The organism is Pseudomonas sp. S09G 359, from assembly GCF_002843605.1.
Taxonomy (GTDB): Bacteria; Pseudomonadota; Gammaproteobacteria; order Pseudomonadales; family Pseudomonadaceae; genus Aquipseudomonas.
In genome coordinates, this window is the sequence record NZ_CP025263.1 from 4,475,076 (window position 1) to 4,487,169 (window position 12,094).

The following is a 12,094-nucleotide window of genomic DNA, read 5'->3' on the forward strand; positions in this document are numbered from 1 at the left end:
TCCTAAGAGGCAAGGTTGAGGTGGCAGGCGCTCAAGTGGTCGGGTGACACTTCTCGAAGCGGCGGTATTTCTTCACGGCAACGCGCCGTGGCATGCGGGCAACGCGGGTGAAAGTGGCAGCCCGTGGGCGGGTTCAAGGGGCTCGGGATTTCGCCGCGAATCGCCTGGTACTGGCTGCGACGCAATTCGAACTTGGGGATCTGCGCCAGCAACGCCTGGGTGTAAGGGTGGTTAGCGCGGGCGAACAGTTCATCCACGGTCGCCGACTCCACCACCCGCCCCAGGTACATCACCACCACGCGGTCGCACAGGTGCTCGACCACGCCGAGGTCATGGCTGATAAACAGGTAGGTCAGCCCCAGTTGCTCGCGCAGGTCCATGAACAGGTTGAGGATCTGCGCCTGGATCGACACATCCAGCGCCGCCACCGACTCGTCACACACCAGCAACTGCGGCTGCACGGCCAGGGCGCGCGCGATACCGATGCGTTGGCGCTGACCGCCGCTGAATTGGTGCGGGTAACGCTGGCGCAACTCGGGGCTCAGGCCCGCACGGCGCAACTGGGCGCTGACGTAGTCGTCATACCCGCCACGGTCGATCAACCCCTGGCGCAATGCCCCTTCGCCGACAATACGGTCGACCCGCAGCCGTGGGTTGAGGCTGGCGTACGGGTCCTGGAAGATCATTTGCACCTTGAGCCTTTGCGCCGCGCCCAGCGCGTGCATCGGCTGGCCGTCCAGCGCCACGCTGCCACTGGAAGCCGGCAGCAGGCCGGCGACCATGCGCCCCAGGGTGGATTTGCCGCAACCGGACTCCCCCACCAGCCCTACCACTTCGCCGCGGGCAATACGCAGGTCGACGTTGTCTACCGCGCGCGTCAGCGGACGTGGGCGGCTCAGGCCGAGGCGTTGCAACAGGCCGCCGGGCGCCTGGCCAAACTGTTTGCTGACCTGTCGCAACTCAATCAACGGCACGGGTTCATTGGCCATGCACACCTCCAGGATGGAAGCAACGCACGCTGCGACCGGGTTCGATTTCAAGGGGCTGCGGCTGCTCGATGCAGGCATTGCTGGCACGGCTGCAACGCTCGGCGAATGCACAACCGGCGGGCATGGACAGCAGGTCCGGGGCCATCCCGGGGATCTGCCGCAGGCGCTGGCCACGCCGGTTGCGACTCGGCAGGCTGTCGATCAAGCCTTGGGTGTAGGGGTGCAGCGGCCGGTCGAGCACTGCGTCGACGCTGCCCTGCTCCACGATGCGCCCGGCGTACATCACCGCCACGTCATCGGCCAGGCCGGCGACCACCGACAGATCATGGGTAATCCAGATCAGTGCAGTGCCTTGCTCGCGCACCAGTTTCTGCACCTCGCCGAGAATCTGCGCCTGGATGGTCACGTCGAGCGCGGTGGTCGGTTCATCGGCGATGATCAGATCGGGGCGGTGCAACAACGCGATGGCAATCGCTACCCGCTGGCGCATGCCGCCGGACAGTTGATGCGGGTAGGCGCGCAGGCGCTCTTCGGGGCTGGCAATGCCCATCGACGCCAGGGTGGCGCAGGCATGCTCGCGCGCCTGGCGCTTGCTCATCGGGTTGTGGGCACGCACGGCTTCGATCATTTGCGTGTCGATGCGCAGCACCGGGTTGAGCGTCATCATCGGGTCTTGAAAGATCATCGCGATGCGGTTGCCCTGCAACTGGCGCAACTGCGCCGGGCGGAGCTGAACCAGGTCGCGGCCCTGGAACAGGATCTGACCGCCGCTGATACGCCCCGGCGCATCTACCAGCCCGAGGATAGAGAAACCGGTGACGGATTTACCCGAACCCGACTCGCCCACCAGCCCCAGAATGCGCCCCGGTTGCAGGCGCAGGGACACCTCGCGCACTGCCGGTAGAATGCCGTCGCGCGTGTGGAAGGAGGTCGACAGGTTGCGCACTTCCAGGGTCGCCGGCAGTACCGCGTTATCCAATGGTTTCATCGCTGCAACCTCGGATTGAGCACGTCCCGCAGGCGGTCGCCTACCAGGTTGATCGCGACGATGGTCAGCAGTAGCGCCAAGCCGGGGAACACACTGATCCAATATTCATCACCGAGCATGAACTGGAAGCCGTTGGCGATCAGCAGGCCCAGGGACGGTTCGGTAATCGGTACGCCAAGGCCAAGGAACGACAGGGTCGCCTCCAGGGTGATGGCGCGGGCGATCTGCAGCGCACCGATCACAATCAGTGGCGGCAGGCAGTTGGGCAGGATATGCCCGACCAGGATGCGCCAGCGGCTGATGCCCTGACCACGGGCGGCCTCGACGTACTCACGGCGGCTTTCCACCAGCGCCTGGCCACGCGCGGTACGTGCGTAGTACGCCCACTCCAGCACCACCAGGGTCAGCACCACGTTGCCCACGCCCTTGCCCAGCCAGGCCAGGATCATCAGCGCCATCAGGATGCCGGGAAACGACAACAGCAGGTCCACCAGGCGCATCAGCAGCGCATCCACCCAGCCGCCGGCATACGCCGACACCAGCCCGAGCAACGTACCGATCACGGCGGCGATCAACGCCGAGCCAACCCCCACCAGCAGGCTGATACGCAGCCCGTAGACAATCGCCGAATACAGGTCACGCCCCTGGCCGTCGGTGCCCAGCCAATAGGTGTAATGCCCTTCGCCGCTGGTGGCGCCGGGCGCCAGGCGTGCATCCAGTACATCCAGCTGCATCAGGTCATAGGGATTTTGCGGAGTGATCCACGGCGCCAGCAGCGCGGCCAATACGATCACCGCCAGGATCAGCAGGCCGACAATCGCCAGGGGCGAACGCATGAAATCCATGGCGCCGCGTTGCCACAGTGACTGCACGCGGGTCATTGCGCACCTTCCAGGCGCACGCGCGGATCCAGCAGGCGATACAGCACATCCACCAGCAGGTTGAGGCTGACGAAAATCACCACGACCACCATCAGGTACGCCACCACCACCGGCCGATCGAGGCTGTTGATGCTGTCGAGGATCAGTTTGCCGGCGCCGGGCCAGGCGAAGATGCTTTCGGTGACCACCGCGTAGGCGATGGTCGAGCCCAGCTCCAGGCCGAGCACCGTCACCAGCGGAATCAAGGTATTGCGCAACACATGCATAAGCGTCACTCGCAGCGGCGACAGCCCCTTGGCCCGGGCGAACTTGACGAAATCCTGGGGCAGGATTTCGCGCACGCCGGCGCGGGTCAGGCGCAGCACCAGGGAAATTTTGAACAACGCCAGGTTCAACGCCGGCAGCAACAAGTGCTGCCAGCCATCGAGGGTCAACCATGACCATTGGATACCCAGCCATTCACGTGTCGCGCCACGCCCACTGGCGGGCAGCCAGCCCAGGTGCACCGAAAACAGCATGATCAGCATCAGCGCTACCCAGAACGACGGCAGCGAGAAACCGACGATGCTGCCCGTCATCATCAACCGTGAGGCGAAGTGTTCCGGATACAGGCCGGCAAACAGCCCCAGCGGTACGCCGATCACAATCGCCATGAGCAAGGCGCTGAAAGCCAGCTCGAAGGTCGCCGGCAACCGCTGCAGGATCAGCTGCAATGCGTCTTCGTGATGCACGAAACTCTTGCCCAGGTGACCGTGCAGCGCGCCGTTGAGGAACGTGAGGTATTGCTGCCACAGCGGCTGGTCCAGGCCCAGGCGTGCAATGGCCTGCAAGCGTTCGGCCTGGTTGAGGTCTTCGCCGATGAGGATATCCACCGGGTTGCCGATGGCATTCAGGCCGACGAACACGATCAGGGTCATCAGCAGCATCACCAGCACGGCCTGGCCCACACGCCGGAGTAACCACGCGGTCATGTACGCCGCTCCTCGGCCCGCAGACTGCCCACCTGCCATTCATCGCCTTGCAGCTCTGGTTCGGCATAGGTTTGCATGGCGGCGAAGTGCAGCTCGACGTCATCGTTGAACAACTGCCCGGCCAGGCCCTGGGCCATACGCTTGGCGCCTTCGCTGATGGCCGGGATGTCGCCGGATACGCCGCCGTAAGTCAGCGCTGCCGGGTAACTGAAGCAATGCACGCGGTCCAGGCCAGGGCAGGCGCCGGGCGTGCGCGGCTGGAATTCGAACAGCGCGCCGAGGTCCGGCAGTTGCGACAGCTCCAGGTCTTCCTGGCCGGCGGGCGCGGTGTAGCGGTCGCGCCAGAGTTTGATATGCGGCGCGAACGGCGCGAATTCCGGACGCAAGTCGAGGTTGCTGCGAAACCCGGTGGCGAACACCAGAAAGTCGTAGCTCAACCGCGCCGTGGGGGTGTGCAGCACCAGGCTGCCGTCGCCTTGGACCGCCACCGACTCGACGGGGCTGCTCAGCAGAAAGCGTGCATTGGCGTGGCGCGACACCCGCAAGGTGCTGCCATGGGGCGGCGGCACCTGCTGCAAGTTCAGGTAATGGCGGATGCTCCACTTCCAATCGTCCGGCAAGCGCCAGTAGCCATGGGTCATGCCCGGGCTGCCGGCGCCTTTGCCCTTGTTGATACGTGGCAGATCCTTGCGCCGTACCAGCAGGTCGACGTTAAGCGCGCCGGCTTCCAGCGCGGTACCGGCAGCGTCCATCGCCGAGGCGCCGCCGCCGATTACCGCCACGCGCTTGCCGACAAACCAGGCATCCTCCAGGCCATCGGCGGAATGCGCCCAATACTCGCGGGGCAACTGGCGCGCCAGCTCAGGCACCCAAGGGCCGCCCAACCCATCGCGCCCGGTGGCCAACACCACGTGCCGTGCCGAGAACACCTGTGCCTGGCCTTGCACCTCAACGTGCAACTCCACGCGCCCATCCGCCAACGGTTGCACCCGGGTGACACGGTGCTGGTTGCGCACATCCAGGCGCAGCACCTGGCGATACCAGCGCAAGTAATCGGCCCATTGCAGGCGCGGAATTTTATCCAGCGCCTCCCACGCCTGCAGGCCGAACTGCGCCTGGAACCAGGCGCGGAACGTCAGCGCCGGCAAGCCCAGGGCCGGTCCGCTCAACTGCTTGGGCGAGCGCAGCGTTTGCATGCGCGCGGTGGTTGCCCACGGCCCTTCGAAACCTTGCGCCGCCTGGTCGAACACCACCGCCCGCACGCCCAGGTGGCCAAGCTCAGCCGCCACCGCCATGCCCGCCATCCCGCCGCCGATCACGGCCACTTCCAGCAAGGGCCGCCCCTCCAGCTGGCGCGGTTTCACCCAGGGCTGGGCGGGAAGGTCGAGCCACTCCAGGTCCTCGCGCAGGCGCGCTTCGAGGGCGGGTAGACCGATGGGTGCGGTGGTGTGCGGCATCGTTGGGGTACTCGATCAAGTGAGCGGGCACACGGCCCGCATAGGTTAAAAGTCGATGTTCAGGCGGCTGTAGTAGAACGCCCCGTAGGAACCGAATGGCGAGATCGACGAGTAGTAGGAACCGCCGGAAACATCGGTCACGGTGTGCTTGTCCGGGTAGACGTTGAACAGGTTGTCAGCGCCCAGGGAGACCCGCACGTTGTCGGTCAGGGCATACGTCACGTCGACATCGGTGATCCATTTGGCGCCGAAGGTTTCATCCACCCCGGTGGTGCCGCTGCCCAGGCGCTTGACCTTGCCGTAGCGGGTGGTGCGTACGCCGACGTCCCAGTCATTGACCTGCCAGTTGAGGCCGACGATGTACTTGCTCTTGGGGGTCAGGTCGGTAATCCCACCCAGCTCGGTGCGCTCGAAACGCTGCAGGCCGAGGCTCTGCAATTGCGCCGGGTTGGCCTTGAGGTCGGTGATGGTGGCCTTGTTCCAGTTGGCGCCAACGTTCCAGCGCAGGCGGCCGAAACGCTCCAGGTACTGGGTGTAGTCGGCTACCAGGTCGAGGCCCTTGGTGCGGGTATCGAAGGCATTGGCGTAGTACTGCACCTGCTGCACATGGGAAAACCCGTTGGCCGCGAGGATCTGGTCGACGGCCGCGCCCGACAACGGGCTGATCAGCGCGATGCGATCCTGCAGGTCGATCACGTAGGCATCCAAGGCCACGTTGAGGTCTTTGACCGGGGTCCAGGTCAGGCCGGCAGAGATGCTTTGCGACTTCACCGGCTCGAGGTCTTCGGCGCCCAGTGCACGGCCGATAGCCGAATAGGTCTGCACGCGCTTGATCATGATGTCTTGGGTGGTGTTGCCCACGGTGCGACGGCCCAGCCCCGTCTTGGCGTACCCCTGCTGCACCATCGAGGGTGCAACGAAACCACTGCTGAGCGCGCCGCGTGCAGCAATCTCCGGGGTGAAGGCATAGCGGGTGGAGAGCTTGCCGGTCCAGGTATTGCCCGAGCTGTCGGTGTAATGCTCGAAACGCCCGGCGGCGCCCACGAACCATTTATCAGTCACGTCCAGGCCAAGATCGATATAGGCCGCCGTGTCACTGCGACGCAGGTTGACCTCATCCTCGGGCAGCAACAGGTAATTGCCGAGGGCGCCGATAGCCGCCAACTGGCCTGCACGCGGGTGGCCGACCGGGTAGCGATAGTTGCCATTGCGGTAGGAGTCGACATCGCCGGACTCCGTGCGGTACTGCTCGAAGCGGTATTCCAGGCCGGTGGCAAAGTTCAGCGGGTTGCGCGTGCCGATATCGAGCTTGCGGTTGAGGTCCAGGTTGGTGGTCCACTGCGTGAACTGGTTGGTCTGCAAGGTGAAGTCGGTGGGGCTGGCAGTGCCCAGGGACGGGTTGAGGTTGTTTTCGGTCATCTGCTTCTGGCGGTTGGCGCCATACGAGGTGCTCAGGTCCCAGCCCCACCCTGCCAGGTCATCACCACGGGCACCGAAGGTGCTTTGGTAGTCGAGGCTTTCAAAGGTGAAATCCGGCGCAATGCCATCCGGGTACAGCTCGTTGATGATGGTGTTGGAATTGGGCCGCCGAAAGCCAATGGACACCAGAGCATCCTGCTTGCCCAAGGTGCTGAAGGAATACAACGAGGTTGAATCGTTGAGCGGCAATTCGGCGTTGTACGACAGGTTGATCTGCTCGATTTCAGGCAGGCCGCCACCAAAGCTGCGCTTCTCCACGGTGTTTTCGCGGGGGTCGGGTTGGCCGTTGACCGGGTAGTAGAACGCACCGGTGGCCACGCCGGAGCGCTTGGTGCTGTCCTGCTTCTTGGCGTCGAGGGCGAAATTGAAGAACCCTTCGTTGGGCAATGGCAAACCGTAGTTGAAGGTTTGTTGGTAGGTCTCACCGTTGGAGCCGACGCCGCTGGCGTAATGGGAGCGGCGCCCGGCCATGGTGCTGGAACTGCCGCCGCTGCTGTCGGACTTGAGGATGATATTGATCACCCCGGCAATGGCGTCCGAACCATATTGGGCGGCCGCACCGTCGCGCAGCACCTCGACACGGTCGATGGCGCTGATGGGAATCAGATCGAGGTCCGCCGGGTTCCAGCCCTCGACCAATACCGAGTTCTCCGACGCGACCGAGCCGCCATGCCGGCGCTTGCCGTTGACCAGTACCAGCACATAACCGCCGCCCAAACCGCGCAGGCCGGCCGCCCGTGCCACGTTGCTGTAGGCACCGCCCGTGACCTTGGCCACGTTGAACGAAGGCAACAGGTGCTCAAGCGCATCGCGCAGCGCCGTGCTGCCGCCCTGCTTCTGCAGGTCTTCGCCACCGATCACGTCGATCGGCACGGCGCTCTGCGCCACGGTGCGCTGGTTGCCGCGGTTGCCCACCGACACCACGGTCTGCATGACCGGCTCGGCTTTCTTGCGTTCTGTGTCTGGGTCGTCATCGGCCAACAGCGGTGTAGACGCCAGGCACAACCCGGTCAGCGCGAAGGCTGCCGGTGAAAAAAATGCGTTCGATGAAAAGCTGGGTTGCATGGGCAAACTCCCCGAAAAATCGCCAAAAAGGGTGTAACTGGTCGTGCGGCGATTTGCCGAGGTCGGCTGGATGTCCGCGAAGCAAGATGAGCTGGGTGAACAGTCATCAATTCGTTTTCGTGATTCATTGGCGCATTGAATGCGGTAAATGAATACTAAGGCGCATCACTTATTCCATCTACTAATTAATAGAGCTATGCATATCTCCAAATTGAATATAAAGGGTCAGCTGGCGTAAATGCGCTGCATCAAGGCGTCATGCGCGTTGGCCGGGTGGATGATCATGCCCGGGAGTAACTCCTGGGAGCAGGCTTGCAGCGCCTCGATCAATGCCTGGGCCACCTCGGACAGCGGGCTGGCGTAGGCGGAAATCAAGCCGAAGAAAAACGGAATGGTGCTTTCGATCGGCCGCACCACCACGCCGCTGAGCGGCACGCCAAACGCAGTGAACGGATCGACCAAGGCCACGCCGAGACCGGCGCGGGCCATTTGCATGGCGGTCAACGAGGTGTTGGTTTCGAGGATGTGCTGGGGCTCGGCGCCGACGTTTTCAAATGCCTTGTTGATCCGGCGGCGAAAGCGAAACGGGTTGGAAATACTGATCAGCGTGTGCTGCGCCAGGGTCTGCATGCTCAGTACCGACTCCGCCGCCAGCGGTGAGTCCTCTGCCAGTACGGCCACGCAAGCGGCCTCACCGATCCAGTGCACTTCCAGGCCACGGTGCTCCAGGGGCAGGCTGACCACGCCGAGGTCAACGGTTTTGGCCAATACCGCCTGCACCACACCTTCGGGCGTGAGGCTCTGGATCTGCAATTGCTGAGGGCGCAGGTGGTTCGGCAAGCGCGCCAGGGCCGGGGGTACCAGGCCGGCCGCCAGGGCCGGGGTTGCGACCACGCGCAGGCTGAGGTTCTCGTCACGGGCGATGTTCAAGGCCCGCTGCTGCACATGCCGAACCCCTTGCAGCGCACTGTCCACCTCGGCCGACAGCTTGAAGGCTTTCTGGGTGGGCGTGACTTTGGGGCCGCTGCGCTCGAACAACGCAAAGCCCAGCTCCTGTTCCAACTCCTGGATCAGGCGCGTGACCGTCGGCTGCGAACGGCCCAGCATCTGCCCGGCACCGGTGACACTGCCTGCCGACATGACTGCGGCAAATGCTTCCAGCTGGCGTAGATCCACCGGAATCTCCTTTGAAGTAACTGATGGCGGTGGAGTGTACACAGCAGCACTCGCTCAGGGCAGAGCCGAACCACGCGGTTATATCCATAGCAATAAAGGATATTGGTATATACCAGATTGCTCGCTTATAAATCGCTCCCATCAAAGGACGTTGGGCTGGAGTAACACGCGATGGTGTCGGTAAAGGTAATGCTGGAGTACTTTCACCCATGGCCGAATTCGGCGGGTTTGTACCTGGCACGGGAGCGCGGCTGGTATGCGGAGTTGGGCCTGGATGTGGAACTGGTGGTGCACGACCCCTACCGTGGCGACACCCTGGAGCACCTGCTGAACGGCGCCGCCGATTTCGGCGTATTCCCCAGCAACCGCCTGCTGGTACGCCGTAGCCTGGGCCAGGCGTTGCAAGGCATCGCGGCGATCAACCATGCCGGGCTGGAGTCCATCCAGACCCTCACCGATTCCGGCATCCGGCGCCCCCGCGACCTGGTGGGCAAGCGCCTGGCGCTCAACCCCACGCCGCGTGGCCTGGCCATGGTGCGTCACTTGGTCAGCCGCGACGGCGGCGACCCCGATGGCGTGATCCTGGTGGACAGCGGCGTGCGCGAGTTGCGCCCCGAGCAACTGGCAGAAGGCGTCGCCGACGCCAGTTTCGGTGGTTACTGGGCCTGGGAAGCACTGATGCACAGCCCCATCGAGGCGGCGCGCCGGGTGGTGTTGCCGGTGGACGAGATCGGCGCACCGGCCTATCACAGCTACCTGCTCGGCGCCCACGAACGCACGTTGGCGGACAAGCCCGAGGTGGTGCGCGACTTTCTCGCCGCCACCGCCCGCGGTTACCTGGCCGTGGCCGAGGAGCCGTCGATTGCCCTCAGCGCGTATGAACACACCACGCCGTATTTCCCGGCAGAACTGCTGAGCGCCTCGCTGCATAAAATCGCCCCCACCTGGCTGCACCAAGGCCGCTGGGGCGAGCAACGCCAGGCGCTGATCGCGCCTTACGCCGAGTGGTTGCACCACCATGCGGTGCTCGACAACCCGCAAGTGTGGCGAGGCGCGACCAGCAACGCCTACCTGCCCGAGGCGCGCCCATGAACCCGCAACGTACCGCCCATGGCCTGGGGCTGGAGCCTGTCACCGCGGATTGGCCGGCCCTGCACGAAACCGACATCGAACACCTGCTGCGTGATTACCCGCAACTCGGCCCGCTGCACAGCCTGCATTGGCACAGCCCGCGGCCATTTTCCGCTGCCGGCTTGATCACCACCGCCGATGCGACGCTGTTCGTCAAACGCCATCACCAGCAGGTGCGCCAGGCCGCGTGGCTGGAAGAAGAACACCAACTGATCGCCCACCTGCATCGCCAGGGCGCGCCGGTAGCAGCCGTGGTGCCGAACCGCCACGGGGCGACGGCCACCGTGCTAGGCGAGTGGACCTATGAAGTGCACCACCTGGCCGAGGGTCTCGACCTGTACCGCGACGCGCTGTCGTGGTCGCCGTTCCAGCACCACCAGCATGCCCTCGCCGCTGGCCAGGCCCTGGCCCGTTTGCATCAAGCCGCCGAACACTACGCCGCGCCGCCACGCCGCACCGCCGTGCTGCTGGCCAATGCGCGGCTGATCGAGCACGAGGCACCGCTGCACGCCATCGCCAACCGCCACAGCGCCTACCTCGCCGACAAAGATTGGCACGCCCAGCTCAGCGAGCTGCTGTTGCCATGGCACCAAGCGCTACAGCCCTTATTACGCAACCAGCCACCGCTGTGGACCCACAACGACTGGCACGCCTCCAACCTGCTGTGGAGTGCAGACGGCAGCGTCTCCAGCGTGCTGGATTTCGGCCTGGCCGACCGCACGTTCGCGCTCTTCGACCTGGCCACCGCCATCGAACGCAACGCCGTGCCCTGGCTGGACCTGGACAGCGGCGGCACGGCCAGCGCCGACCTCGACAGCGTTGATGCCCTGCTCAATGGTTATCACCAGATGCGCCCGTTGAGTGCACACGACTTACACACACTCAGCGCCTTGCTGCCGCTGGTGCATGTGGATTTTGCCCTGTCCGAGGTCGCGTATTACCAGGACGTGGTCGGCTCCAGCGCCAGCGCCGACGTGGCCTACTACGCCTACCTGCTCGGTCATCTGCGCTGGTTTGCGGGTGCCGAGGGGCAACGCCTGCTTGGGCATATCCGGCGCCGAAGCGTATGAGCCTGCTGGTCGATGCCCAATGGTTGCACGCACAGCTGGCCGACCCGGCGCTGGTGGTGCTGGACGCCACGGTGCTGCTGCCGTCGCCGCAATTCGACGGTGACTATCGGGTTGCCAGCGGTTATGACGGCTGGTTGCAAGCGCATATTCCCGGCTCGCGACACGCTGATTTGTTGACGGCACTGGCGGATACCCAGGCCAGTTTCAGCTTTGCCTTGCCAGCGCCCGACGCGCTGGTGCAAGGCTTGGCAGCGCTCGGCGCGGGGGTGGATAAAACCTTGGTAATCTACGATCGCGCCGACGGTTTCTGGGCCGCCCGCCTGTGGTGGATGCTGCGCGGCGTGGGCATCGAAGCGTCGGTACTCGATGGCGGATTCAACGCCTGGCGCCAAGCGGGTTTGCCCGAACACGGCGGACCTGCGGCATCGATTGCTGCGGTGCAACCTTGGCCGATCAACCGGCGCCCGCAGGCGTGGATCGACCGCGTCGGCGTCGAAGCCATTGTCGCCGGGCAAGCGCCTGGGGTCTTGATCTGCGCCCTGGGTGCGGCACTCTTCGACGGCAGCGCCGCCACCCGCTACGCCCGGCGCGGGCATATCCCCGGCAGCCGTAACCTGCCGGCGCGCAACCTGTTCGACGCCCATGGCCGCTACCTGCCCAAGGATGCCCTGGCCCTGGCTATCGGCCCCACGCTGCTGCACAGCGAAGGCCCCCTGGTGTTGTATTGCGGCGGCGGTATCTCGGCCGCCGCCAACGCCCTGGCCCTGACCCTGCTGGGGCGCCAGGACATCACACTCTACGACGGCTCCCTGCAGGAATGGGCCGCCGACGCACGCTTACCAATGACTACCGGAGCAGCTCCGGCCTGACGCCCTCTGCGGCGAACT

At 64.7% G+C, this 12,094-nt stretch carries 10 protein-coding genes; 3 read left to right on the forward strand and 7 right to left on the reverse strand.

Annotated features, from left to right (window positions below):
- Nucleotides 1-2: 2 nt before the first annotated feature.
- From CXQ82_RS20275 to CXQ82_RS20305, 7 genes are all read right to left on the reverse strand, one after another.
- Nucleotides 3-989, reverse strand: a complete 987-nt coding sequence (locus CXQ82_RS20275; RefSeq protein ID WP_101271993.1) for an ABC transporter ATP-binding protein — start codon at nucleotides 987-989, stop codon at nucleotides 3-5.
- Entirely contained in the window at nucleotides 979-1,977 is a 999-nt protein-coding gene (locus tag CXQ82_RS20280; RefSeq protein WP_101271994.1) for an ABC transporter ATP-binding protein, read from the reverse strand. The genes CXQ82_RS20275 and CXQ82_RS20280 overlap by 11 nt, the downstream gene beginning before the upstream one ends.
- Nucleotides 1,974-2,858 carry an ABC transporter permease gene (locus CXQ82_RS20285; protein ID WP_101271995.1) on the reverse strand — a complete coding sequence of 295 codons (885 nt, stop codon included), beginning with the start codon at nucleotides 2,856-2,858 and terminating at the stop codon, nucleotides 1,974-1,976. Before CXQ82_RS20285 ends, CXQ82_RS20280 begins: the two co-directional genes overlap by 4 nt.
- Nucleotides 2,855-3,829, reverse strand: coding sequence for an ABC transporter permease (locus tag CXQ82_RS20290; protein ID WP_101271996.1), 975 nt, complete (start codon nucleotides 3,827-3,829; stop codon nucleotides 2,855-2,857). The genes CXQ82_RS20285 and CXQ82_RS20290 overlap by 4 nt, the downstream gene beginning before the upstream one ends.
- A complete protein-coding gene (locus tag CXQ82_RS20295; protein ID WP_101271997.1) occupies nucleotides 3,826-5,286 on the reverse strand; it encodes an FAD-dependent oxidoreductase in 1,461 nt (486 codons plus the stop codon). The genes CXQ82_RS20290 and CXQ82_RS20295 overlap by 4 nt, the downstream gene beginning before the upstream one ends.
- Before the next feature lie 45 nt (nucleotides 5,287-5,331).
- The gene (locus CXQ82_RS20300) at nucleotides 5,332-7,830 is read right to left on the reverse strand and encodes a TonB-dependent siderophore receptor (protein WP_101271998.1); all 2,499 of its coding nucleotides are present in this window, start codon (nucleotides 7,828-7,830) and stop codon (nucleotides 5,332-5,334) included.
- A 225-nt stretch (nucleotides 7,831-8,055) separates the two neighbouring features.
- Complete coding sequence (locus CXQ82_RS20305; RefSeq protein ID WP_101271999.1) at nucleotides 8,056-9,006, reverse strand: LysR family transcriptional regulator; 951 nt, start codon at nucleotides 9,004-9,006, stop codon at nucleotides 8,056-8,058.
- Nucleotides 9,007-9,177: 171 nt separating this feature from the next.
- On the opposite strand from CXQ82_RS20305, the gene CXQ82_RS20310 reads away from it, so the two are divergent.
- From CXQ82_RS20310 to CXQ82_RS20320, 3 genes are read left to right on the forward strand one after another with little or no spacing between them, the layout of a single operon-like run.
- Nucleotides 9,178-10,098 (forward strand): ABC transporter substrate-binding protein, encoded by a 921-nt coding sequence (locus tag CXQ82_RS20310; protein WP_101272000.1) that lies wholly within the window; start codon nucleotides 9,178-9,180, stop codon nucleotides 10,096-10,098.
- A complete protein-coding gene (locus CXQ82_RS20315) occupies nucleotides 10,095-11,207 on the forward strand; it encodes a phosphotransferase enzyme family protein (RefSeq protein ID WP_101272001.1) in 1,113 nt (370 codons plus the stop codon). The genes CXQ82_RS20310 and CXQ82_RS20315 overlap by 4 nt, the downstream gene beginning before the upstream one ends.
- Nucleotides 11,204-12,076, forward strand: coding sequence for a sulfurtransferase (locus CXQ82_RS20320; protein ID WP_101272002.1), 873 nt, complete (start codon nucleotides 11,204-11,206; stop codon nucleotides 12,074-12,076). Before CXQ82_RS20315 ends, CXQ82_RS20320 begins: the two co-directional genes overlap by 4 nt.
- Nucleotides 12,077-12,094: the final 18 nt, after the last annotated feature.